Origin of the sequence: Glaciimonas sp. Gout2 (assembly GCF_035018905.1) — a bacterium.
Taxonomy (GTDB): Bacteria; Pseudomonadota; Gammaproteobacteria; order Burkholderiales; family Burkholderiaceae_D; genus Glaciimonas.
The window spans coordinates 39,262-61,677 of the sequence record NZ_JASJXA010000013.1; the positions used below are offsets into that span (position 1 = coordinate 39,262).

Genomic DNA, 22,416 nt, shown 5'->3' on the forward strand with positions numbered 1-22,416 from the left:
TTTCGATGAGTCGAATTCACTCTACCGCAGTTGTTGATTCCCGCGCTGTACTTGATAGTACGGTCGAAGTCGGTGCTTATTCGATCATTGGGCCGAATGTCACTATCGATGCCGGAACCAAGGTTGGGCCACATGTTGTGATTGAGGGGCATACCAGCATTGGTCGTGATAATACATTTTTTCAATTTGGCTCGATTGGTGCAGCGCCACAGGACAAAAAATACGCTGGCGAACCGACGCGCCTTGAGATTGGAAGCGGCAATACAATCCGCGAATTTGTAACGCTCAATTTGGGGACATCGCAGGATGTCGGTGTCACGCGGTTAGGTGATGACAATTGGGTAATGGCTTATGTTCACGTTGCACATGACTGTCAAATTGGCAGTCATACAGTCATAGCAAATAATGCGACATTGGCAGGACACGTGCACGTGGGCGACTGGGTTTTGCTTGGGGGATTCACCACAATACATCAATTTTGCCGTATCGGCCCTCACGCAATGACTGCATTTACTGCGGCAGTCAGCCAGGACGTCCCCCCGTTTGTAACAGCTGCCGGTAATCGGGCAGTTCCTGCGGGGATTAATAGCGAAGGCTTGCGACGACGTGGTTTTAGCAGCGAACAGGTCATGACGATTAAGCGTGCTTATCGATTGATTTATCGTTCAGGATTACCTTTAGAGGAAGCCAAAGCTGCGCTAGAGGCAGAAGAGTTAAAGTCTCCTGACTCAGCCGAGTATGTTCGCATGCTGCGCGAATTCATCAGCTCTTCTCAACGCGGCATTATTCGCTAACGTGCCGGACATATCACCTGTTTCGATTGCAATGGTGGCCGGAGAGACCTCGGGCGATCTGTTAGCGAGTTGTTTGTTATCTGGGTTGCGACCACAATTGCCGGAGGCTTTGATGTACGGCATCGGTGGTCCCAAGATGGCAGATTATGGATTCGTTAGTCATTGGGCGATGGATAAGCTAGCGGTAAACGGCTTATTTGAAGTACTCGCCCACTATCGAGAGCTAAAAGGAATTCAGGTCGCTTTGCGAGATCGCTTACTCATCGAAAAGCCAAATATTTTTATTGGGGTGGATGCTCCCGATTTTAATTTTGGACTAGAAACGCAACTCAATCACGCGGGTATTCCCACAGTCCATTTTATCGGTCCATCAATTTGGGCCTGGCGTGGCGGGCGGATCAAGAAAATTGCACGCTCCGGTTCGCATATGCTGGTGATATTTCCATTCGAAGAAAAAATTTATCGCCAGGCTGGAGTTCCTGCAACTTATGTGGGCCATCCGCTCGCGCAAGTCATTCCAATGGTGCCGGACGTCGCGGGGGCACGTGTCACGCTAGGATTGCCAGCCAATGCTACGGTCGTGGCAATTTTGCCGGGCAGCCGCATGTCGGAGCTTCGTTACAACACAGTCAGTTTTGTCGGTGCTGCCAAAATGCTGGCAGCGCGTGATAAAAATATATGTTTTATAGCGCCAATGGCCGGCCCGAAACAGCGCGCTTTGTTTATCGAGTTGATCAAAGAAGCTGGCTTGCAAGATGTTGAAATCCAATTGCTTGATGGTCAGTCACATGTTGCAATGGAAGCAGCGAATGCTGTTCTGGTGGCATCCGGTACGGCATCGCTCGAAGTCGCGCTGTACAAAAAACCGATGGTGATTGCTTACAAGATGATGCGTGCCACTTGGGAAATATTGCGCCACATGAGCTATCAGCCATGGATCGGACTACCAAATATTTTGGCCCGGGAATTTCTGGTGCCAGAGTTATTGCAGCATGCGGCAACGCCGCAAAAGCTTGCTGACGCGTTGTGGAGCCAATTGCAAGACGTAGCGCTTCAAGAGATGTTGCGTGAGCGTTTTACTGAGATGCACATCGCGCTGTTACGCGACACCGCGAACGAGAGTGCACAAGCAGTATTGAAAATCATTGATCAGTATTAATTATGTCTTCTTATTATTATACCCGATGTATTGAGCTGCTTAAATGACCAGGCGTTGCGAGTTATGCTGCGCTCTGCCAGAGTTGAAGACCGTGACTGGTAAAGTTAAAGTGCTGGCGTGTCTTTGATTTCTAAGCCGCCTTGTCTGCCGATATCGTATCGACATTGCACTATTATGAATTTTTTTATAGATAGTTGGACACTAATTTGAAAATTTCTGACATTGATCTGCCGCTATTTGATTATGACTACCCAGACGAGATTGTTTGTGGCGTTGACGAGGCAGGGCGTGGACCGCTCGCGGGGCCGGTTTTTGCTGCAGCCGTCATACTTGATCCATCCCGTCCTATTATCGGCCTGCGTGATTCCAAAAAGTTGACAGCAGAGCGACGCGAACTATTGGCGGTGCAAATTAAAGAGTGTGCGTTAGCTTGGTCGATTGCGGAATGCTGCGAGGAAGAGATCGATACCCTAAATATTCTGCAGGCAAGTATGCTGGCGATGAAGCGTGCTGTCGAAGGGTTGTCGATGCCACCGACGCTCGCGCTGATCGACGGCAATCGTTGTCCGGTTATGAGCATTCGTGCCGAGGCGATTGTGAAGGGGGATGACAAGGTTCAAGCGATTTCGGCTGCATCGATACTCGCTAAAACTGCGCGTGATGCGGCGTTGCACATTTTGCACGCGCAATATCCGCTCTATGCCTTCGATCAGCACAAAGGCTACCCGACCGCATTACATCTGGAGCGGCTGCGTGTACACGGTGTATCGCCAGTCCATCGTAAATCGTATGCTCCGGTTCGCGCAATGTTGTTGCTTGAACGTGCAGTTTAAGTTCGCGTACCTTAATCGTCTTAAAATGTCCGATGTGCCACAAGTTAGCTGCAATCCTCACCTTTCGCCAATATGAAACTGATTACCTCCCCCTATAATTCTCTGTATAAAGAATTGAAACTGCTGGCTACCCGCTCACAAACGCGGCGCAAGTTGGGTAAGTCTTTGCTGGATGGCGTCCACTTAACCGAGTCATATCTACAACATTACGGCTTCCCATCGTTATGCGTTGCTAGCGAAAGCGCATTGTTGCACCCGGAAGCGGCAGCTTTGATTGCTCGTTGTGAGTCAGGAGGCGTTCAGTGTGTTGCCTTTTCTGACGCGCAGTTTACTATTCTGAGCCAGGTGGAGCATGGAGTAGGGCTATTATTTGTCGTCGATACACCGCAATTTTTTGTGCCGGACGCCATCACCCAATCTGCGGTGTTGCTCGATAATCTGCAAGACCCTGGTAATCTCGGTTCTATTTTGCGTAGCGCCGCCGCCGCTGGCATCAAACAGGTTTATTGTTCGTCTGGCACTGTCTATGCTTGGTCGCCAAAGGTACTACGTGCTGGTATGGGGGCCCATTTTTTGCTTGAGATTTTTGAGAATGTCGATTTGTTAGCGATTGTCACGCATGCACAAATACCGGTTTTGGCAACCAGTTCCTATGCCCAAAAGAGTCTGTTTCAGGCAGACCTGAAAACGCCTGTGGCATGGCTGTTCGGTCATGAAGGGCAGGGCGTTGCTGAGGATTTATTGGCAGAAGCCAGCGAGCGGGTTGTTATTCCCCATTTGGGACAAATGGAGTCACTCAATGTCGCCGCCGCTGCCGCTATTTGTTTTTTTGAGCAAGTGCGCCAATCACAGCCTAATTAATGGTTGCCAGCCATGTCATCAAGCTACGTTGATTCGAATAAAGCATTACCTCGTTATAGCGGGATAATACCGGTAAGCAGATTGGTTGGCTGATCGACTCATACTATCCATCATTTTCTGTTTTCATCTCCTGCAGGATGGTCGCGGCGATCTCCTCAATTGACTTGGTGGTTGATGACATCCACCTTATTCCCTCACGTTGCATCATGGCTTGCGCCTCATTGATTTCATAGCGGCAGTTAGCAAGCGCGGCATACTTACTACCTGGAAGTCGTTCATTACGTATTTCGGACAGTCGCTCCGGCAAAATAGTCAGACCGAAGATTTTTTGTTTAAATGGCATTAGGCCACTTGGCAATTTTTCGCGGACGAAATCCTCGGGAATCAACGGATAATTTGCCGCCTTAATGCCATATTGCATCGCCAGATACAAGCTAGTTGGTGTTTTGCCTGAGCGTGACACACCAACCAGAATAACGTCAGCATCGGCCAGATTTTTGTTCGACTGCCCATCGTCATGCGCCAGCGAAAAATTAATTGCTTCGATTCGATTCTTATATTCCTCGGAATTTGCAGTGTTATGGCTGCGACCGACGGTATGAGTTGATTTAATTCCTAACTCTTTTTCCAGTGGCTCGACAAAAGTTTGAATCAAATCCATATGCATAGCCTTGGCTTGCTGTATGACTTTTGACAAATCTGTTTTTACCAATGTAGAAAAAACAATTGGTAATTTGCCATCTGTAGCGAATGCTTCGTTGACTCTGCGCGTCGCCTCGTAAGCCTTATCGAGCGTATCGATAAACGGCAGCCGCACCTGCTTAAAGCGCAGTTCAAACTGTGTCAGGACCGAATGCCCGAACGTTTCGGCGGTAATGCCGGTGCCGTCGGAAACAAAAAAGACAGTGCGGTTTGCGGCTGGCAGTGGAAGCGTTGGAGCGTCTGACATAGTGTATATGAGAAAAAAACCGGTTAAAAAGAGGGAAATCTAACTAAATCCTAATACTGTTCGCAGTGATAGAGTACACGATACAAGACCTTGGCATAAAGAGCCTTGATGATCAAATTGCTCACAATGGGCACATTCTGTTACTAGTCTAGTTCTCACTTTAGTTGCGAATTGACATAAAATGGCGACCAACAGATAAATTAGCGCGACCTGCCAGAGCATAACAAAAGAGAATGGTTACGCGCATGCACTTAAAGATTTCTTATCATCAAACTAGAGGTTGTTATGTCAAATGCAATACAGATGGGCGCTGCCCAGGGAGCGGCTTACGTTGTTCCCTTTGAAAATCTGCGAATGACGGATGTTGATACCGTCGGCGGAAAAAATTCATCGCTGGGTGAAATGATTAGCCAGCTTGCAACCGCTGGAGTGCGGGTTCCGGGTGGCTTTGCTACTACGGCGCAGGCTTTCCGAGACTTTCTGTCTTACAGTGCCAACGGCGGATTGTCATTGGCGCAACGCATTGCCGATCGTCTTGAAACATTAGATGTGGAAGATGTACGGGCGCTAGGGCAAGCCGGTGCTGAAATTCGTGAATGGATCGTTGCTACGCCATTTCAACCGCAGCTTGAAAAAGATATTCAAGAATCTTACCAGCGCCTGGTTGCTGATTCGTCCAGCGAGATGTCTTTTGCCGTGCGTTCTTCAGCGACAGCTGAAGATTTGCCAGATGCATCGTTTGCGGGCCAGCAGGAAACTTTCCTCAACGTGGTCGGTATCGAAAATATTCTCGAAGCGATGAAGCATGTATTCGCGTCGTTGTATAACGATCGTGCGATCTCATATCGTGTCCATAAAGGTTTCACTCATGCTGAAGTTGCCCTTTCAGCGGGCGTGCAGCGCATGGTGCGTTCGGACTTGGGAGCAGCTGGTGTGATGTTCACGCTCGATACCGAATCTGGCTTTAAAGACGTCGTGTTCATCACGTCGAGCTATGGTTTGGGCGAAACAGTGGTTCAGGGCGCGGTTAATCCCGACGAGTTTTACGTCCATAAGCCAATGCTGGAAAAAGGCAAATTGCCGATTATTCGTCGCAATATCGGCTCGAAGCTGATAAAGATGGAATTCACTGGCGAAGCAAAAGCTGGCCGTTCGGTCCGCACCGTTGACGTACCAATTGAAATGCGCAATCGTTACTCGCTCGATGATGCTGAAATCGTTGAGTTGGCAAAGTACGCCACCATTATCGAAAAGCACTACGAGCGTCCGATGGATATCGAATGGGGCAAAGATGGTCGCGATGGCAAAATTTATATTTTGCAGGCACGTCCAGAAACCGTGAAGTCGCAAGAAAAACCAACTGATGCACAGCAACGTTTTAAGCTCAAAGGTAGCAGTAACGTGTTGGCAACCGGTCGTGCTATCGGACAAAAAATCGGCGCTGGCCCAGTTCGCGTGATTCACGATGCTGCGGATATGGAGCGTGTGCAACCGGGTGATGTATTGGTTGCCGACATGACCGACCCTAACTGGGAGCCGGTCATGAAGCGCGCTGCTGCGATTGTTACCAACCGTGGTGGTCGTACCTGTCATGCGGCGATTATTGCGCGTGAGCTTGGTGTTCCGGCTGTCGTTGGCTGCGGCGATGCAACCGATGTTCTGGTCGATGGTACTTTTGTCACGGTGTCTTGTGCTGAAGGTGATGAAGGCAAGATCTATGACGGCCTGCTGGAAACAGAAGTGACTGAAGTGGCACGCGGTGAATTGCCGAAGCTGCCATTGAAAATCATGATGAACGTCGGTAACCCACAGTTGGCTTTTGACTTTCAGTCGATTCCAAATAGCGGTGTTGGCCTGGCGCGTCTTGAGTTCATCATCAATAACAATATTGGTGTGCATCCACGGGCGATTCTGGAGTACCCGAATATCGACGCAGATTTGAAGAAAGCCGTTGAATCGGTAGCGCGTGGTCATGCGTCACCTAAAGCGTTTTATGTTGATAAGTTGGCTGAAGGGATTGCGACTATCGCCGCAGCATTCTGGCCTAAGACCGTGATCGTGCGTTTGTCAGACTTCAAATCGAACGAGTACAAAAAACTCATCGGCGGTTCACGCTACGAGCCAGATGAAGAAAACCCGATGTTGGGATTCCGTGGAGCTGCACGTTATTTGTCTAAAGATTTTGCTGAAGCATTTGAAATGGAATGCCAGGCGATGAAGCGTGTGCGCGAAGACATGGGCTTGACTAACGTTGAAATCATGGTGCCGTTCGTGCGTACAGTTGGCCAAGCCGAAAAGGTCATTGGCTTACTGGGTAAAAATGGCCTCGTACGTGGAGAGAACGGTTTGCGCGTCATCATGATGTGTGAAGTGCCTTCTAACGCTATTTTGGCTGAAGAGTTTCTTGAGCATTTCGACGGTTTCTCCATCGGTTCCAACGATCTGACTCAATTAACCCTAGGTCTTGATCGTGATTCTGGCATGGAGTTATTAGCAGCTGACTTTGACGAACGTGATCCTGCCATCAAAGTGTTGTTGAGCAAGGTCATCGCGACCTGTCTGGCAAAAGGGAAGTACGTCGGTATTTGTGGTCAAGGTCCATCTGATCATCCAGACTTTGCCGAGTGGTTGATGAAGCAAGGTATCGAGTCAATTTCGCTTAATCCCGATACTGTCATTGATACATGGAAGAATCTCGCTGCAGCGCAATAACATTGCCATCTGTAGGTTGATTTGACCTCGAAGCAGGTTTTAAAGCTGCTTCAATTAAGTTTTTTTCCATAAAGATGCGAGCAAAATGCTCGCATTTTTTTTTGTGCGTTAAACTAATAACAAATAATTGCAAGGGAGTAATTTATGATGCCTTGGATAGGATGGCTTTTATTAGGCGGCGCTCTCGTGTTGGCTGAACTGTTTACCGGAACCTTTTATTTGTTGATGATCGCCATCGGTATGGTTGCTGGTGCGCTAGTGGCTTGGCTTGGTGCCGATTTGGAGTGGCAATTCGTGATTGCTGCCATTGTGTCGGTTGCGGGGACAATTGTGGTGCGGCGTAGTCAATTTGGTAAGCGTGAAAAGATCGACTCTGCCAAGGATCGCAATGTCAATTTAGACATCGGGCAGACCATCAATGTCGCGCATTGGATGAAAGAAAACGTTGGCGGCGATGCAGCCGATGTTGGATTGTATACAGCACGGGTTAAGTACCGTGGTGCGTTGTGGGATGTTGAATTGGCCCAAGGAGAAGTGGCGCATTCCGGGCAATTCTTTATTCAGGAAATACGTGGCAGTCGCTTAATTGTGGCCGGTCATTCAAATAAATAATAGAGGAAGGATTTACTATGTTCCAGGGCGTAACGTTAATTATATTTTTTATCGCTATCGTGTTTGTCATGAAAACGGTCAAAGTCGTGCCGCAACAGCATGCTTGGGTTGTGGAGCGTTTAGGGAAGTACCACGCAACGCTTGGACCAGGACTGAGCATCGTTTTGCCCTTTATCGACCGCGTTGCATACAAGCATATTCTAAAAGAAATCCCACTCGATGTTCCGCCGCAAGTGTGTATCACGCGTGATAACACGCAGTTGCAAGTTGACGGTGTTCTTTACTTTCAGATTACCGATCCGATGCGCGCATCTTATGGCTCATCAAACTATCTTGCTGCGATTACACAATTAGCGCAAACGACTTTACGCTCGGTAATTGGTAAGATGGAACTCGATAAAACGTTTGAAGAGCGTGATCACATTAACACCACGATCGTGAACGCGATTGATGAGTCGGCCGCTAACTGGGGCGTAAAAGTTTTACGTTACGAGATCAAGGATTTGACACCACCAAAAGAAATTTTGCACGCGATGCAGGCCCAAATTACTGCCGAGCGTGAGAAGCGTGCATTGATTGCTGCCTCTGAAGGACGCAAGCAAGAGCAAATTAATATTGCCACTGGTGAGCGTGAAGCATCGATCGCCAAGTCAGAAGGTGAAAAGCAGGCATCAATCAATCGCGCTGAAGGTCAGGCTGCTGCAATTCTTTCAATCGCTCAGGCCAGTGCCGAAGCTATTCGTAAAACAGCAGCAGCATTGCAAGAACCCGGTGGTACGGACGCTGCCAATCTAAAGGTAGCCGAACAATACGTCGCAGCATTTAGCCAACTTGCAAAAACCAACAACTCTATTATCATCCCATCAAATTTGGGCGATATCAGTGGCTTGATAAGCACAGCGATGCAAGTGGTTAAATCCCAGGGTGGCGTGAGAAAGCCTTAACGCAAAACCTTTAATACAAAAATTTTAAGTCTCTACGCAGAAGAAAATAAAATAGCGCCAGCAAAACGTTTTGATGGCGCTGTTGACATTTAAAGCCCCGATGCTAAACAGACTTTCTTTATGGAAGAAAACTCTTAACGTCGGTGTTGCTTCATCGCACTTTGCACTTCGCGCTCGCCGTCACGTTGTCTTTCCGTATCGCGTTTGTCATGTTGCTTTTTACCTTTGCCGATTCCAATTTCACATTTAATGAGGCCGCCTTTGTAATGTAAATTCAGCGGTATCATTGTAAAACCTGAACGCTCTACCTTGATGATCAGTCTTTTGATCTCTTCGGCATGCAAAAGCAATTTTCGGGTACGTACTGCCTCTGGATGGACGTGCGTAGAGGCGCTCAGCAAGGCGCTGATATGCGCGCCAAACAAATGAATTTCACCGTCACGGATAATCACGTAGGCTTCTTTTAGCTGAGCGCGTCCTGCCCGGATAGCTTTTACTTCCCAGCCATGAAGAACCATGCCGGCTTCGAAACGCTCTTCAATGAAGTAATCATGAAAAGCTTTTTTGTTGTCAATAATACTCATGTAGTCAAAGATGGTGCAGGTCGGTTAAAATTTCAAGTTGTGATTCTATCAAATGGTTGAAGCTAATGGCAGTTGTACACAAAACGGTATTATTGGGATACAGCGCTGAACAAATGTTCGCCCTTGTCGAGCGCGTGGAAGATTATCCGCTATTCTTGCCATGGTGCGGCGGTGTTAAGGTGCTCGAGCGGGACGATAACAAATTAATCGCGACCCTCAACATACACTATCACGGCATCAAGCAGTCGTTTACTACTGAAAATATCAATAATGCCCCGGTCTCAATGCAAATGCGGCTAGTGGAAGGGCCTTTCAAGCATCTGGAAGGCACATGGACGTTTAAATCGTTACGAGCAGATGCATGCAAGATTGAGTACGATATGCACTATGAATTTTCAAATAAAATTTTGGACAAATTAATCGGTCCAGTGTTCAGTATGATCGCCAATAGTTTTGTAGACTCGTTTTGCAAACGTGCTGAAACTGTTTACGGCGACAATCCGTGAGATGCGGATATGACGACTAATACGTATCAGGTCACGGCCCCTGACACTAAAATCATTGATGCGTCTGCAAACTCGGAGAAGGCAGATTCCAGCGTAGCGTTGATCCGCATTCAGGTTTGCTATGGCACGCCAACCAGTCAGCCAATCCGCACTTTGAGTGTGCCGCAAGGCACCTTGCTACAAGATGCGATTATCTTGAGCGGGTTGCTAGATGAATGTCCTGAAATTGACCTAGACCTTTGTCGCGTCGGTATTTTCGGCAAGCTCAAAACGCTCGATACCGTTGTACGGGAACTGGATAGAATTGAAATTTATCGCGCTCTGATTGCAGATCCTAAGGAATCGAGACGGAAACGGGCAGACAAAAAATCCCATGAGAAATCGTAAAACGGGTTAACGGGAGAAAATTGCTTTCAAGTACCGTCGCTAGCCAGCGACCACGTTTCAGAGTTTTATTCCATAAGCCAAGGCTTCGCAAGGCAGTCGGTGCCGGTTCCGGCGCCCGAAATCGCTCGGCACCCCAATGGATTGTTTTTTGTTTTTCAGCATAAATACATTACAGTTATGCTTACAGCGCCGACAATTTTCAACTATACGATCACGTTGCAACCAAGTCTCCTAGACTCACGGCATAAGTGTAGATCTATTTGCACTCGTCCAAAACTTGCCTGTTGTCACGCGACGCCTGGTTACGTTGACTATCGTCAAAAAAAGCACGCTGTCCATTTTTGTCCACTTGAGCGATGCGTTGGCCAGAGTCGAGGTTCCGCTGAAAAGCCCGGGCGCTTTCGCAACTTTTGGCTTTATTTGCTGCGATTTTGGCATTATCAGCGGCTTTCTTGTCTTTTTCAGCCTGATCGCTCTGACGTTTGTTAAAAGCAGCGTTTTGCTCCGCCAGCGTAGGCGGAACTTTTTCCATGCTTTGAGTGCCATTTTGCGTGTCGCTCCTTTCGGCTTTATTTGGGCTGATATCGGCGGAGGGAATGGAAAAATTTCCCGGCATCTTCAGTATGCGTTTGGCCGGTACGGAAGTAGGTGGCGGCATATCCGAATATTGTTTCGAACCTTTATCATCGAGCCACACATATTGTGCTAAAGCTGCGCTACCAATGCCCAACAGGCAAAACGTGGCGGTAGTGATAAAAAAGTGTTTTATACGAAGTTGGATCATTTTTATCCAAAACCTTACAAGAGTCGGCGATCAAGTCAGAGTCTGATTTCGCCATGCTTTGATTGCCATGTCAATCAGCGAGTGAAACAGAGGAGCACAGAGAAGCGAATAGTTACGCTAAAAAGCGTTACATAGGCGACGAGTTGTCAAGATTTCTGTATAATTCGGTTTTGCGCCTATAGGAAAAGCTATGCGTCTTGTTCAAAATGCACTCACATTCGATGACGTGCTGTTGGTTCCGGCTTATTCGGACGTACTCCCTAAAGATACTACACTCAAGACACGTTTGACGCGTAACATTGTGTTGAACATACCGCTATTGTCAGCAGCAATGGACACGGTTACCGAGGCTCGCCTCGCAATCGCCATGGCCCAAGAAGGTGGCATTGGTATCATCCATAAAAATTTGACGGCACTGGAGCAAGCGCGAGAAGTCGCCAAGGTCAAACGTTTTGAGTCCGGTGTGGTACGTGATCCAATCACCATTCCACCAACCATGCTTATTCGTGACGTTATTGCGCTATCTGAACAGCATGGTATCAGCGGTTTTCCAGTAGTCGAAGGCAAAAGTCTGGTTGGTGTCATTACCAACCGCGATTTGCGCTTTGAAGAAGAACTGGACGCGCAAGTCCGCGCCAAGATGACACCTCGGGATCGATTGGTGTACGTCAAGGACGGTGCTGATCTAAGCGAAGCCAAGCGACTGATGAACAAGCATCGCCTTGAGCGCGTGATGGTCGTCAACGACGCGTTTGAGTTGCGGGGCTTGATTACCGTTAAAGACATCCAAAAATCAACAACTCATCCGCTGGCATCGAAAGATGATCAGGGCAAGTTGCGCGTGGGTGCGGCGGTCGGTGTTGGTGTTGATAATGAAGAGCGCATAGCCCTGTTGGTCAAAGCAGGCGTTGACGTTATCGTTGTCGATACTGCGCACGGTCACTCAAAAGGTGTTTTGGATCGCGTGAGATGGGTCAAACAAAATTTTCCCGGTGTAGATGTCATTGGCGGCAATATCGCCACTGCCGCCGCAGCATTGGCGTTGGTTGAGCATGGTGCAGATGGCGTTAAAGTCGGTATTGGCCCAGGTTCAATTTGCACCACCCGTATCGTAGCTGGCGTCGGCGTACCGCAAATTTCGGCGATTGCAAATGTCGCTGCAGCTCTCAAGGGAACCGGCGTGCCTGTGATTGCGGACGGTGGCGTGCGTTTCTCTGGCGATATTGCCAAAGCACTCGCAGCCGGTGCCTCGACGGTGATGATGGGCAGCATGTTTGCCGGGACCGAAGAAGCGCCTGGCGAAGTTATTCTGTTTCAGGGGCGCAGCTACAAATCATATCGTGGCATGGGTAGTTTGGGCGCGATGTCGGATGGATCTGCTGATCGCTATTTTCAGGATTCGGCAAGCAAGGCCGATAAGTTTGTCCCTGAAGGGATTGAAGGACGCGTACCTTACAAAGGCAGCGTCTTGACCATCCTGTATCAGATGATAGGCGGTGTCCGTTCATCCATGGGTTATTGTGGCTGCGCGACAATTGAAGATTTGCAAAGCAAGGCTGAATTCGTGCAAATCACATCGGCTGGCATGCGTGAGTCGCATGTGCATGATGTGCAGATCACCAAGGAAGCGCCGAACTATCGGACTGAGTGACCGATATTCTGGTGAACGGTTTTACCACCGATCCCCAGCTTGGCCTGTGAACGTCGCGCCACGTGTGGTTTTACCATACGTGGCGCTTGTGGTTTCGGCTTAAGTGCACGTAACTTGTTGTCATAAAGGTCGACGTAGTTGCGGTTTTAACTTGATTTTGTTTGTAGTCGGATGAAAGCTAGCGCTCTCTGCATTGCATGCGCATATTATCGTACCAGATTGGAATTTACCTTTTATCAGGACTTACGCAAAACCATCCCAACAAAGCGTGTTGACCAAGACGGCACGCTAGGCGTCCAGAAAGGCGCACTGCCACTGGGGCGATTTTGCGTAAGTCTTATTTATTTTTTTATGCTATTTAGGCGCACATCATGCACTCAAAAATACTCATTCTCGATTTCGGTTCTCAGGTTACCCAGTTGATTGCACGTCGTGTGCGTGATGCGGGTGTATTTTCCGAAGTATATCCGTACGATGTATCAGACGAATTCATTCGCAATTACGGTGCAGCTGGCGTGATTCTTTCCGGTGGACAGAACAGCGTGACCGAAGGCGATACGCCACGCGTGCCGCAAGCAGTATTTGAATTGAGCGTGCCGGTATTTGGTATTTGTTATGGCATGCAAGCCATGGCCGAACAACTCGGCGGCAAGGTCGAAATGGGCAAAGTGCGTGAATTCGGTTACGCCGAAGTACGGGCACGTGGTCACACCGCGCTGCTCAATGAAATCACTGATTTCGTCACGCCAGACGGACACGGGATGCTGAAAGTATGGATGAGTCATGGCGACAAAGTGGAGCAGATGCCGCCAGGTTTTAAGTTGATGGCATCGACCACGAATTGCCCGATCGCTGGTATTGCCGATGAAGAGCGTCGCTTTTATGGCGTTCAGTTCCATCCTGAAGTCACGCACACTGAGCAGGGCGAGGCCATCCTTAAACGTTTCGTTGTGGATATTTGTGGGTGCAAGCCTGATTGGAATATGCCCGATTACATCGCCGAAGCGGTAGAGTCAATCCGCAAGCAAGTCGGTACGGATGAGGTCATTCTCGGTTTGTCCGGCGGCGTCGACAGTAGTGTCGCCGCAGCCCTGATCCATCGCGCTATCGGCGATCAGTTGACCTGCGTATTTGTCGATCACGGTTTGCTGCGTCTCGATGAAGGCAACATGGTTATGGAAATGTTCGCCGAAAATCTCGGCGTCAAAGTCATCCGTGTCGATGCTACCGCCCAGTTCATGGGGCATCTGGCGGGTGTAACTGATCCTGAAGCCAAACGTAAAATCATTGGTCGTGAATTCGTCGAAGTTTTTCAGGTCGAATCAGCCAAGCTAAAAAACGCCAAATGGCTAGCGCAAGGAACGATTTATCCAGACGTCATCGAAAGCGCTGGTAAGGGCAAAAAGGGCGCCACCATCAAGAGTCATCACAACGTTGGCGGTTTACCAGAAACCTTGAATCTGAAATTACTCGAACCATTGCGTGAACTCTTCAAAGACGAAGTCCGCAAACTCGGCGTCGCATTAGGTCTGCCGCATGGCATGGTCTATCGTCATCCGTTCCCGGGCCCAGGTTTAGGCGTGCGCATTTTGGGTGAAGTCAAAAAAGAATTTGCTGATCTGTTACGCCGTGCTGACGCGATTTTCATTGAAGAATTGCGCAATACCAAAGACGAGAGCGGTGAGTCCTGGTACGACAAAACCAGTCAGGCGTTTGCCGTATTTTTGCCGGTCAAATCCGTTGGCGTCATGGGCGACGGGCGCACCTACGAGTATGTCGTTGCCTTACGCGCCGTGCAAACCCAAGACTTTATGACAGCACATTGGGCACATTTGCCGTACGAGCTTTTGGGGCGTGTATCGAATCGGATTATTAACGAAGTACGCGGCATAAATCGTGTCGTCTACGACATCTCAGGCAAGCCTCCGGCAACGATTGAGTGGGAGTGATTTGAGGTTGTTCGGGGACTATCGGTGCCTATCGAAAAAGTGACGTAAGTTATTGATTTATAATAATTTACGTCACGGTAGCTATCGGTAGCTATCGACCCCAAGCAAAATAACTTGCCGGTAAAGCTGACGGTAAGATTTTGACCTCGGATTCAGACCCAGATTTTTACCGTTATGACTATTTCGGTCTTGACGGTAAAAATCACCCCGGAAAGCTAGGTTTCATGCGGGTTTTCGGGCATCTTTAGGTCTTCTGACCCTTGACGGTAAAAACCGTCTCGAACAGGAGAAAACCCAAGATGCTTACCGACACCGCACTCCGAAACCTCAAGCCTGGCGCGGCTCCGTACAAGCTCGCCGACCGTGACGGTATGTACGTCACGGTATCAACGGCGGGAACGATCACTTTCCGCTACGACTACCGTCTCAATGGTCGTCGAGAGGCGCTGACTATCGGCCGCTATGGTCCGGCGGGTATCTCGCTGGCGATGGCCCGGGAGAAGCTGCTGGATGCCAAGCGGGCAATCGGCAACGGCAAGTCCCCAGCAATGGAGAAGCAGCGCGAAAAACGCCGTCTGACCGAGGCCAAGACTTTCGGCGAGTTTACCGTCAAATGGCTGGCGGGTGCCAAGATGGCGGAGACCACGCGCTCAATGCGCAAGAGCATCATCGACCGCGACATCACGCCGGTTTTCAAAAATCGACTGCTCGGCGAGATCAGCGCCGACGATCTGCGAACGCTCTGCCAGAAGGTCAAGGCTCGGGGAGCGCTGGCTACCGCCGTCCATGTCCGCGACATCGTCAAACAGATCTACGTCTTTGCGATCCTGCACGGTGAGAAGGTCGCCAATCCTGCGGACGATGTGGGGGCGGCATCCATTGCTACATTTGTTCCGAAGGACCGGGCGCTCACGCCAACCGAAATCCGGTTGATGCACCGCCAAATGGAGTCAGTGGCGACATACCCTACCATCCGGCTGGCGCTACGGATGATCCTCCTCACCCTAGTGCGTAAGAGCGAGTTGATCCAGGCGACTTGGGATGAGGTCGATTTCGAGGGGGCTCTATGGACCATTCCGAAGTCCCGCATGAAGGGCCGCAATCCGCACAACGTCTATCTATCCCGGCAAGCAATCGACATCATGGTGGCGCTGCACACTTGCGCTGGCGGCTCCAAGTACGTGCTGCCGTCGCGTTACGACGCGGGTCGGTGCATGTCCCAGGCAACGTTGAATCGGGTCACGCAGATCGTGGCTGAGCGGGCGAAAACAACCGGCCTCCCACTGGAACCGTTCATAGTGCACGACCTGAGGCGAACTGGATCGACATTGCTCAACGAAGTTGGCTTTAACCGTGATTGGATCGAGAAGTCCTTGGCGCACGAGGACGGACGTTCGTCGCGAGCCATTTACAACAAAGCGGAATACGGTGAGCAGCGTCGGCACATGTTGCAGGAGTGGGCGAATATGGTTGATGCTTGGGTGGGAGCTGGTGCTTATACGGCCACGCTGCTCCCTGCGTCGCTGTCGGTGCCTACGCTTCGGGCGCTTGTTTGACGGGCGTCGCTTGCGTTGGCGTACATCCGGTGAAGGGGTGCGTTTCAGCGCATCTGCATCCGAGGCTTGGCGGCGCGCCGCCAGCCAAGCCTCTACCTCCGCAAGATCCCACACCACGCAACGCGGCGTCAGATTGAAGCGCCTCGGAAATTCTCCACGGCGCTCCATATCGTAGATCGTCGTATCAGCGAGCGGGACCAACTGGTGCAGTTCGGGTCGGCGGATGGTGCGCCGTAAGGGGAGAGGGTGGGCAACGACAAGTTGGTGGCGTTCTTCGTATCCGTCGACGCCGCAAGGCGGTTCGGCCGACGTGCTGCGAGCGTTGATGCGGTCAAGTTGGCCTGAATCTTGGTTATCCATCTTTTGTTCCCTCACGGGGCGATGATCATTCATCGTTCGGAATTGGTCACGTAGAGCAATGATGACTATAGGCAGTCTTGTAGACAACTCGCTAGGGCGTACATGGGCGGGCGCTGCCAAGTCATCCGTCAGCCAACTTGACAAGTGTCAGAAGTTTTCGCATAATTCTACCAAATAGGGTGTTTCATTATGCAAACCATTGCCAAACAAGTACTGGAATACGCAGCCGGGTTGCCGGAAGGCACCCCTTTGGTCGCTAAGGAGCTTCTGCATTTGGGTGGCAGGGCTGCTGTCGATCAAGTGCTCTCTCGCCTGGTGAAGCGCGGTGCCTTGTTGCGGGCTGGGCGAGGTATTTACGTTTTGCCCGTGGAGAGCCGTTTCGGGACGCATGCGCCGTCCACCAACAAACTGGTCGAAGGACTGGCTAGTCAGCGTGGGGAAACAATCGTGCCCCATGGGGCAGCTGCAGCCAATGCGCTTGGCCTCACCACTCAAGTGCCAATGAAGGCCATCTATCTGACATCCGGGCGCAATCGGCGTCTGAAGGTCGGCGCGCAAACGGTCGAATTCCGGCACGCGCCAATCTGGCAACTGATCTTTCCTGGCCGTCCAGCTGGAGAAGTAGTGCGGGCGCTCGCTTGGCTGGGGCCTGAGAAGGCTGGCGAAGCACTACGTAAGCTTCGGTCCAAACTGCAACCGTCCGAACTCGAAGAAGTCGCATCGGCGCGTGCGCGCTTGCCGACCTGGATGGCGCAAGAAGTTAGCGCTTTGCTGGCGCATGGCTGAGTTTTTCGAACTCTCCACTGTTGAGCGTCTGGAGGCGCTCAACGCGGCTGCCAGCAGTTCCGGCCGCCTGCCTCATCTGCTTGAAAAAGATATCTGGGTCGTCTGGTCGCTACGACACCTGTTCGATGGTCCCCATGCTGGTCATCTGGTCTTCAAGGGTGGAACATCTCTGTCCAAGGCCTATGGTGTCATCCGCCGGTTTTCGGAGGATGTCGATCTGACCTACGATATCCGCGCAATCGCAGGTGATCTAGTCGGAGACGCCGACGCACCGCTGCCAGCCAGCAAGAGCCAAGAAAAGAAATGGAGCAAAGAGATCCGGGCGCGCTTGGCAGAATGGGTTGCTAGCGAAATTGTGCCAAGGCTCAAGCAGGACCTTGAGCGGCAGTCTCTACCCGCATCGGTACGGGCCGAACATGACAAGGTTTTTATCGACTACGTTCCGTTGATAGCAGGTACGGGCTACGTTGCCTCGGCTGTCATGCTGGAATTCGGTGCCCGCTCTACCGGCGAGCCCAGCGAACCACGCCTTATCCAGTGCGATGCGGCTGCATACCTGCCGATGCTCGTATTCCCGATGGCCACGCCGCAGGTGATGCGCGCCGAGCGCACCTTTTGGGAGAAGGCCACGGCGATCCATGTCTTCTGTGCCCAGGGTGCTTTCCGTGGGGGTGAACGTTTTGCTCGTCATTGGCATGACGTGGCTCGGCTGGATGCGGCCGGTTTCGTGGATGCGGCTATCGCAGACACTGCGCTCGGTAAAGCAGTTGCCGATCATAAGAACATGTTCTTCGCCGAGAAATCCCCGCAGGGCGAACTGATCGACTACCACGCGGCAGTTTCTGGCGGCCTGCAACTTGTACCAGATGACGGTGCGCTGGTTACGCTTGCTTCCGACTATCAGCACATGGTCGATGACGGCTTGTTCCTGGATGACGCTGAGCCTTTTGAGGTTCTGCTGGAACGATGCCGAATCATTCAGCAAAAGGCAAATGTGCCCTCGTCTCCTGAAGATGTTCCTCCTGGCGAACCTGCGTAAACCGTTACCTATGTGATTAATCTGATACTATTTTAAGAAAACTACAACAAATCGGGGAGGGGAATGACGCAGTTCGCAAAATGGTGTATATCCACCAAGGAGAGTGTCAACGGCCACGAGATGACGGTTCTCGATGCTGAACCGAAGAGAGTAAATGCTGCCGTTAAGGCGCTAGCAAAGCTATCCCCTCGCAATACGCGTCAGGCGCACGTGTCGCCCACCTAATGAAGACGTTGGGAAAGACTGCGATGGCCGAATTCATCGAAGAGAAGCTGCCCACGACAAAGCCCATTCGTTCCGGCGATCTAGGTGAAATCTTGGGAACTTCCTACCTTGGAGAGTTCACGGCTTTCAAACATGGGTCCAGCGCTTGCGGTGGAAAGACCATCGCAATATGTCAATGCGGGGAGAGGATGTGCTCGCGTTTGGCATGGATTGTAGGGCCGCAGGCCAAGAAAATAGTGATCGATTTCTTTGAACGTCTGTTCGATAGACATAAGGTCAGGCCATGACAACTCCCGGCGATGATGAAGAACCGCGATTGGACGATCCCTCAGATCTGATCAGTGGAGTCTTGTTCCCGGTGCCCGGCGACAAGCTTTTCAAAAGCGGTTCATGGGTTGACAGCGCGCAGCTTAACCATCGCTTGTATGGTGACAAGTGGTCGGTCTACGCAACAGGCTACAGGGATGCTGCGGACATGCTTGTGGATCGAGCGGCAGGGACAGGCCGGCACCTGGATTTTCTGGTCTATCCCATCGTCTTTTTATACCGTCAACATATCGAATTGATGATCAAGAATCTGATTCGTTCGTTGTGGTTGCTGTTGGAGAAGAATCCCCCGAATAAACAGGTGGGATTGGGGGGGCATCGTCTGGGACGCCATATCGACCACAGCCAAACCCTTTAACCATGCGGGTCGGCGAACCTCATTGATGATCCAATGGGAGTGATTTTAGCGCCGGTAAACGGTGGTAGCAACCCGCACCAAAACCTTATAAGCCCGCGTTAAGCAGGCTTTGTCGTTGGTGGAGCGCGTATACTTTGGTGCTTCGGTGAAGTGACTGGTAAACGTTTTTGATGGTATAGCCCTTGGTACGTTTTTGGCCGATGCCATGCGCGTTGGCGTTGGCTGTATCGAATTCATGGTTCATTCGATTTATTGTATAAACAAAAATTCTTTAGGTCAGGTATTTTTTGTTTATACAAAAAATAGGTGCATCGGTCGTGAGCAGATGTCGACCTACGGGCAGTGTTTTAGTAACGGGTCTCTAAATCAAGGTGTGATCGTCCGTACTTAAATCCAATAAGAGTTGGTGCGCAGATCGTAGCTTATGCCGATTAGATGGGCACTTGGCATTCACGCTATAGAGCGTGCGCAGCCCGTGCCAATGCTTCACTGGCCCATTGATTCAGACTCTTGCCGGATGCTTGTGCGGCAATGCTAGCAGAAGCATGCACTTCTGGCGGCACGCGCAGCATGAGTTTACCGGACGCTGGTTTTTCGGGGGGCGACCAGTGGCTTTGCAATCGGCACAATAATGCGCAATCGCCTGATGAAAATTAGCATTGAGCTCTGTGACCGTTTCGCCGTGAAAGCTGATGCTGTCGGTGATGCCCAGCACGCGGCCCACAAAAATATTGTCGCGTGGATCAAACTCTATACGGGCGGTGTAACCGTTATAAATCATTGCATTGTTCATGGTGTGATTCCTTGTGAAGTAAGCAACTCACGGAGTTCTTCAACTTGATAATGCTTGGCTTCTTTACCGGGGTGTGGACGGTGGGGATATAGGCGTTTGCCATTTAATTCAAACACAACGCGAGACCCTTCGCTTTCGCGCACTTCGCCTCCGACCGCAATGATTAGCGCTTCCATGTCAGAAAAAATAATAAACGGCAAGGTTGGTTTGGTAAATACCGCTTGTAACGTTCTTCGGTGTTTTGCTTTCATGCGCTAATTGATAGCACATTGTGATTGCAGACCTGTTATCTTTAAAACGCTGCGAGATGCCGTAACAATGGCTCCCCGGGGACGAGTAAGAAATTGGCGTTTACTGGTTGGGAGTTTCAGAAACTTCAGGCAGCGTTTCTAATAATATTTTTTAACAATAAACGGCAATGCAACATTGCCAGGCAACGTCGACACTTCATTCTGCTTCCAATCTGGTAAGCCTTCACGCAGAAGGATTACGCAATCTAAGCGACTGATTGTCTACGCTTATGCGCCAAGCCAAAACCTAACAAGCCCAAGCTCAAAAGTGCTAAGGAAGCCGGCTCAGGAACGTCTCCATCCACCACGATAAAGTTCGCCCCGCCAATGTATGCACCCTGTAATGTAAAAGAGCTGATATCTGCTGTTGTATCGAGAAAGCCTAAAAATTCGCCAGAATTAGTCGAGCCATTAGTTGTAAATGTCAGTAGGGTAGATTCCAAGAGAGTATTCATCGCATCGTACGTTGAAATGGCCGTTGGGCCATAACCAGGAGCGTAGTTCAGGAAGCCGCCAAAACCGGCTACCGGTGCCAGGAATGAAAATGTCATCGTATCACTGGCTGAATTCGAACCGACCATTGAAAGATTTGCGTTCCAGTTTCCATTGTTTCCAAATCCATAACTGGCATTGTAGCCAAATACCGAATACGCGGTCGTACTGGACCATGTAATGTTGGGCGTGACCGCAATCGGGCCTGCGCTCGACGTCTGAGTGACAGGGATAGTAACCGCGGTACCGCTTAACGAGGTTATCGCGGCCGCAATCGCGTTATTTGACACGGCGGCAAGACTAAATAATGCGGCGGCGAGGAAAGTCAGGTGGGAAAGTTTCATTTTTAGTTTTATGGTCAAGTAAAAATTAATACTATCGGAGTTAGATAAGCAATAAAGATGCCTAAAAATTATTGATATAACAATCAGATACTTACGCGCAACCCCTGTCAAAAAAGGTTGTAGCTGTAAAGAATATCGACTTACTGTTAGCCGTTTTCTTTTTCTGATTTTGTGTGAGCGCATGATCCAGACCAAAACTACCGAATCCTGCGCCCAAGAAATCTGCTGGATGGACGCTGATCATTGCGAACAGGATTGCCAACTAAATTGGAACGTACCATCGACCAGGGCATCGCTGCTGATGCATCAACTTATTGGAAGATTACTGTCGATTCGTAGCCGTGGGGCTTCCATCCCAAGTGATCCGTCGAGAGAGAATTCCTGATCATCATCATTGTGTGCATAGCTAAAATAACTAAATCCGTGACCGCTCTCGCGTTTCGAGGAATGTTCACTTCAAAGCTCTCAATTATTCCGTAGACCGATAATTTCAATATTAAACACGTTGTATATAAATAAATAATGTTAAAATGATAACTGTTTCTGTTGAGAGATGTCTTAACTTGCTGTCTCACTCGACAAGTGGGTACAGAGTCGTAGGATCGATTACATTTTTTTATTGGAGTAGCGAATGCAAGCGTCTCGTGATGAAAGTTTGATCAAACTCTATGTTTCTCAAGTGCAGCAATTGGCCACTCAGGCGGATTCAGGACAAAACGTTGACCGCGAAATGGAGGCCGTCGTCAACGAGGCGTGCGATTATTTTTCTATCGTCTCAAGTAGCAATGCGGTGACGAATCGGAAGGCTTTTAAGCACAGACTGAAACTCTACGCCGCACTCACTTATAAGAGCCGCCCTCAGTTTAGAAGCGCACTTGAGTTTGCGGCCTCATTGGTGTATTAACCGTAACCTCGTCATCACAAGAGCATCAATACGGTGCTCTTCAATGGGCTAATCACGCCATAACGCACAAGTTCGTAGTCATTGAGGATTCTCTCTCATGACTACGGGTGTTGCCAGCTCTTGTACACCGCCTCAAGGCTGTAACCATCGGGATCGAAAACGTTAGCAGCGTAGTAGCGCGGGTCGTAGTAGAGGCGAGCGCCAGGTTTGCCGTTAT

At 50.0% G+C, this 22,416-nt stretch carries 24 protein-coding genes and 1 pseudogene; 17 read left to right on the plus strand and 8 right to left on the minus strand.

The window, feature by feature from the left end; all coding sequences use genetic code 11:
- Positions 1–5: 5 nt before the first annotated feature.
- The 4 genes from lpxA (at position 6) to QN379_RS11230 (ending at position 3,647) form a co-directional block, all read left to right on the plus strand.
- Positions 6–794, plus strand: coding sequence for an acyl-ACP--UDP-N-acetylglucosamine O-acyltransferase (lpxA, locus tag QN379_RS11215; RefSeq protein ID WP_322239579.1), 789 nt, complete (start codon positions 6–8; stop codon positions 792–794).
- On the plus strand, positions 739–1,953 hold the full coding sequence (gene lpxB / locus QN379_RS11220; RefSeq protein WP_323506674.1) for a lipid-A-disaccharide synthase: 1,215 nt from the start codon (positions 739–741) through the stop codon (positions 1,951–1,953). The genes lpxA and lpxB overlap by 56 nt, the downstream gene beginning before the upstream one ends.
- A gap of 206 nt (positions 1,954–2,159) precedes the next feature.
- Entirely contained in the window at positions 2,160–2,786 is a 627-nt protein-coding gene (rnhB, locus tag QN379_RS11225) for a ribonuclease HII (RefSeq protein WP_322239574.1), read from the plus strand.
- A 72-nt stretch (positions 2,787–2,858) separates the two neighbouring features.
- A complete protein-coding gene (locus QN379_RS11230) occupies positions 2,859–3,647 on the plus strand; it encodes an RNA methyltransferase (RefSeq protein WP_322239572.1) in 789 nt (262 codons plus the stop codon).
- Between the two features lie 103 nt (positions 3,648–3,750).
- Here the strand turns inward: QN379_RS11230 and QN379_RS11235 are convergent, their stop codons facing one another.
- Positions 3,751–4,596 (minus strand): pyruvate, water dikinase regulatory protein, encoded by an 846-nt coding sequence (locus tag QN379_RS11235; protein WP_322239570.1) that lies wholly within the window; start codon positions 4,594–4,596, stop codon positions 3,751–3,753.
- Between the two features lie 303 nt (positions 4,597–4,899).
- Between QN379_RS11235 and ppsA the strand changes: the two genes are divergently transcribed.
- The 3 genes from ppsA (at position 4,900) to QN379_RS11250 (ending at position 8,864) form a co-directional block, all read left to right on the plus strand.
- Positions 4,900–7,308, plus strand: coding sequence for a phosphoenolpyruvate synthase (gene ppsA, locus QN379_RS11240; RefSeq protein ID WP_416186890.1), 2,409 nt, complete (start codon positions 4,900–4,902; stop codon positions 7,306–7,308).
- A gap of 144 nt (positions 7,309–7,452) precedes the next feature.
- A complete protein-coding gene (locus QN379_RS11245) occupies positions 7,453–7,920 on the plus strand; it encodes an NfeD family protein (protein ID WP_322239566.1) in 468 nt (155 codons plus the stop codon).
- Between the two features lie 17 nt (positions 7,921–7,937).
- Positions 7,938–8,864, plus strand: a complete 927-nt coding sequence (locus QN379_RS11250) for an SPFH domain-containing protein (RefSeq protein WP_322239564.1) — start codon at positions 7,938–7,940, stop codon at positions 8,862–8,864.
- 134 nt (positions 8,865–8,998) lie between these two features.
- Here the strand turns inward: QN379_RS11250 and smpB are convergent, their stop codons facing one another.
- Positions 8,999–9,448, minus strand: coding sequence for an SsrA-binding protein SmpB (gene smpB, locus QN379_RS11255; protein WP_322239562.1), 450 nt, complete (start codon positions 9,446–9,448; stop codon positions 8,999–9,001).
- Positions 9,449–9,513: 65 nt separating this feature from the next.
- On the opposite strand from smpB, the gene QN379_RS11260 reads away from it, so the two are divergent.
- Positions 9,514–9,954 (plus strand): type II toxin-antitoxin system RatA family toxin, encoded by a 441-nt coding sequence (locus tag QN379_RS11260; protein ID WP_322239560.1) that lies wholly within the window; start codon positions 9,514–9,516, stop codon positions 9,952–9,954.
- Positions 9,955–9,963: 9 nt separating this feature from the next.
- Positions 9,964–10,341, plus strand: coding sequence for an RnfH family protein (locus QN379_RS11265; protein WP_322239558.1), 378 nt, complete (start codon positions 9,964–9,966; stop codon positions 10,339–10,341).
- A 256-nt stretch (positions 10,342–10,597) separates the two neighbouring features.
- On the opposite strand, the gene QN379_RS11270 is transcribed toward QN379_RS11265, so the two are convergent.
- A complete protein-coding gene (locus tag QN379_RS11270; RefSeq protein ID WP_322239556.1) occupies positions 10,598–11,125 on the minus strand; it encodes a DUF4124 domain-containing protein in 528 nt (175 codons plus the stop codon).
- 190 nt (positions 11,126–11,315) lie between these two features.
- On the opposite strand from QN379_RS11270, the gene guaB reads away from it, so the two are divergent.
- From guaB to QN379_RS11285, 3 genes are all read left to right on the plus strand, one after another.
- On the plus strand, positions 11,316–12,776 hold the full coding sequence (gene guaB, locus QN379_RS11275; protein ID WP_322239554.1) for an IMP dehydrogenase: 1,461 nt from the start codon (positions 11,316–11,318) through the stop codon (positions 12,774–12,776).
- A 371-nt stretch (positions 12,777–13,147) separates the two neighbouring features.
- A complete protein-coding gene (gene guaA / locus QN379_RS11280; protein WP_322239552.1) occupies positions 13,148–14,725 on the plus strand; it encodes a glutamine-hydrolyzing GMP synthase in 1,578 nt (525 codons plus the stop codon).
- 299 nt (positions 14,726–15,024) lie between these two features.
- Positions 15,025–16,281 (plus strand): tyrosine-type recombinase/integrase, encoded by a 1,257-nt coding sequence (locus QN379_RS11285; RefSeq protein ID WP_322239550.1) that lies wholly within the window; start codon positions 15,025–15,027, stop codon positions 16,279–16,281.
- Here QN379_RS11285 and QN379_RS11290 read toward each other — a convergent pair.
- Positions 16,282–16,641: pseudogene (locus QN379_RS11290) on the minus strand (helix-turn-helix transcriptional regulator); the annotation flags it as partial.
- A gap of 189 nt (positions 16,642–16,830) precedes the next feature.
- On the opposite strand from QN379_RS11290, the gene QN379_RS11295 reads away from it, so the two are divergent.
- From QN379_RS11295 to QN379_RS11310, 4 genes are all read left to right on the plus strand, one after another.
- On the plus strand, positions 16,831–17,427 hold the full coding sequence (locus QN379_RS11295) for a DUF6088 family protein (protein ID WP_322239548.1): 597 nt from the start codon (positions 16,831–16,833) through the stop codon (positions 17,425–17,427).
- Positions 17,420–18,466, plus strand: a complete 1,047-nt coding sequence (locus QN379_RS11300; protein WP_322239546.1) for a nucleotidyl transferase AbiEii/AbiGii toxin family protein — start codon at positions 17,420–17,422, stop codon at positions 18,464–18,466. Before QN379_RS11295 ends, QN379_RS11300 begins: the two co-directional genes overlap by 8 nt.
- Before the next feature lie 63 nt (positions 18,467–18,529).
- On the plus strand, positions 18,530–18,691 hold the full coding sequence (locus tag QN379_RS11305; RefSeq protein ID WP_322239544.1) for a hypothetical protein: 162 nt from the start codon (positions 18,530–18,532) through the stop codon (positions 18,689–18,691).
- Positions 18,692–18,974: 283 nt separating this feature from the next.
- Entirely contained in the window at positions 18,975–19,376 is a 402-nt protein-coding gene (locus QN379_RS11310; protein WP_322239542.1) for a hypothetical protein, read from the plus strand.
- Positions 19,377–19,421: 45 nt separating this feature from the next.
- Here QN379_RS11310 and QN379_RS11315 read toward each other — a convergent pair whose 3' ends face one another.
- The 4 genes from QN379_RS11315 to QN379_RS11330 all read right to left on the minus strand — a co-directional run bounded on the left by QN379_RS11315 (position 19,422) and on the right by QN379_RS11330 (position 21,295).
- Positions 19,422–19,613 carry a hypothetical protein gene (locus QN379_RS11315; protein ID WP_323506675.1) on the minus strand — a complete coding sequence of 64 codons (192 nt, stop codon included), beginning with the start codon at positions 19,611–19,613 and terminating at the stop codon, positions 19,422–19,424.
- Positions 19,614–19,831: 218 nt separating this feature from the next.
- The gene (locus QN379_RS23685) at positions 19,832–19,948 is read right to left on the minus strand and encodes a toxin-antitoxin system HicB family antitoxin (RefSeq protein WP_322239540.1); all 117 of its coding nucleotides are present in this window, start codon (positions 19,946–19,948) and stop codon (positions 19,832–19,834) included.
- Between the two features lie 217 nt (positions 19,949–20,165).
- Entirely contained in the window at positions 20,166–20,420 is a 255-nt protein-coding gene (locus tag QN379_RS11325; protein WP_322239538.1) for a type II toxin-antitoxin system HicA family toxin, read from the minus strand.
- A 245-nt stretch (positions 20,421–20,665) separates the two neighbouring features.
- Positions 20,666–21,295 carry a PEP-CTERM sorting domain-containing protein gene (locus QN379_RS11330; protein WP_322239535.1) on the minus strand — a complete coding sequence of 210 codons (630 nt, stop codon included), beginning with the start codon at positions 21,293–21,295 and terminating at the stop codon, positions 20,666–20,668.
- 631 nt (positions 21,296–21,926) lie between these two features.
- On the opposite strand from QN379_RS11330, the gene QN379_RS11335 reads away from it, so the two are divergent.
- The gene (locus QN379_RS11335) at positions 21,927–22,199 is read left to right on the plus strand and encodes a hypothetical protein (RefSeq protein WP_322239534.1); all 273 of its coding nucleotides are present in this window, start codon (positions 21,927–21,929) and stop codon (positions 22,197–22,199) included.
- Positions 22,200–22,416: the final 217 nt, after the last annotated feature.

Coding starts and splice junctions, on each gene's coding strand:
- lpxA (WP_322239579.1), top strand. CDS start 6: ATGAGTCGAATTCACTCTACCGCAGTTGTTGATTCCCGCGCTGTACTT.
- lpxB (WP_323506674.1), top strand. CDS start 739: ATGTTCGCATGCTGCGCGAATTCATCAGCTCTTCTCAACGCGGCATTA.
- QN379_RS11230 (WP_322239572.1), top strand. CDS start 2,859: ATGAAACTGATTACCTCCCCCTATAATTCTCTGTATAAAGAATTGAAA.
- QN379_RS11235 (WP_322239570.1), bottom strand. CDS start 4,596: ATGTCAGACGCTCCAACGCTTCCACTGCCAGCCGCAAACCGCACTGTC.
- ppsA (WP_416186890.1), top strand. CDS start 4,900: ATGGGCGCTGCCCAGGGAGCGGCTTACGTTGTTCCCTTTGAAAATCTG.
- QN379_RS11245 (WP_322239566.1), top strand. CDS start 7,453: ATGATGCCTTGGATAGGATGGCTTTTATTAGGCGGCGCTCTCGTGTTG.
- QN379_RS11250 (WP_322239564.1), top strand. CDS start 7,938: ATGTTCCAGGGCGTAACGTTAATTATATTTTTTATCGCTATCGTGTTT.
- smpB (WP_322239562.1), bottom strand. CDS start 9,448: ATGAGTATTATTGACAACAAAAAAGCTTTTCATGATTACTTCATTGAA.
- QN379_RS11260 (WP_322239560.1), top strand. CDS start 9,514: ATGGCAGTTGTACACAAAACGGTATTATTGGGATACAGCGCTGAACAA.
- QN379_RS11265 (WP_322239558.1), top strand. CDS start 9,964: ATGACGACTAATACGTATCAGGTCACGGCCCCTGACACTAAAATCATT.
- QN379_RS11270 (WP_322239556.1), bottom strand. CDS start 11,125: ATGATCCAACTTCGTATAAAACACTTTTTTATCACTACCGCCACGTTT.
- guaB (WP_322239554.1), top strand. CDS start 11,316: ATGCGTCTTGTTCAAAATGCACTCACATTCGATGACGTGCTGTTGGTT.
- guaA (WP_322239552.1), top strand. CDS start 13,148: ATGCACTCAAAAATACTCATTCTCGATTTCGGTTCTCAGGTTACCCAG.
- QN379_RS11285 (WP_322239550.1), top strand. CDS start 15,025: ATGCTTACCGACACCGCACTCCGAAACCTCAAGCCTGGCGCGGCTCCG.
- QN379_RS11295 (WP_322239548.1), top strand. CDS start 16,831: ATGCAAACCATTGCCAAACAAGTACTGGAATACGCAGCCGGGTTGCCG.
- QN379_RS11300 (WP_322239546.1), top strand. CDS start 17,420: ATGGCTGAGTTTTTCGAACTCTCCACTGTTGAGCGTCTGGAGGCGCTC.
- QN379_RS11305 (WP_322239544.1), top strand. CDS start 18,530: ATGACGCAGTTCGCAAAATGGTGTATATCCACCAAGGAGAGTGTCAAC.
- QN379_RS11310 (WP_322239542.1), top strand. CDS start 18,975: ATGACAACTCCCGGCGATGATGAAGAACCGCGATTGGACGATCCCTCA.
- QN379_RS11315 (WP_323506675.1), bottom strand. CDS start 19,613: ATGAATTCGATACAGCCAACGCCAACGCGCATGGCATCGGCCAAAAAC.
- QN379_RS23685 (WP_322239540.1), bottom strand. CDS start 19,948: ATGCTGCGCGTGCCGCCAGAAGTGCATGCTTCTGCTAGCATTGCCGCA.
- QN379_RS11325 (WP_322239538.1), bottom strand. CDS start 20,420: ATGAAAGCAAAACACCGAAGAACGTTACAAGCGGTATTTACCAAACCA.
- QN379_RS11330 (WP_322239535.1), bottom strand. CDS start 21,295: ATGAAACTTTCCCACCTGACTTTCCTCGCCGCCGCATTATTTAGTCTT.
- QN379_RS11335 (WP_322239534.1), top strand. CDS start 21,927: ATGCAAGCGTCTCGTGATGAAAGTTTGATCAAACTCTATGTTTCTCAA.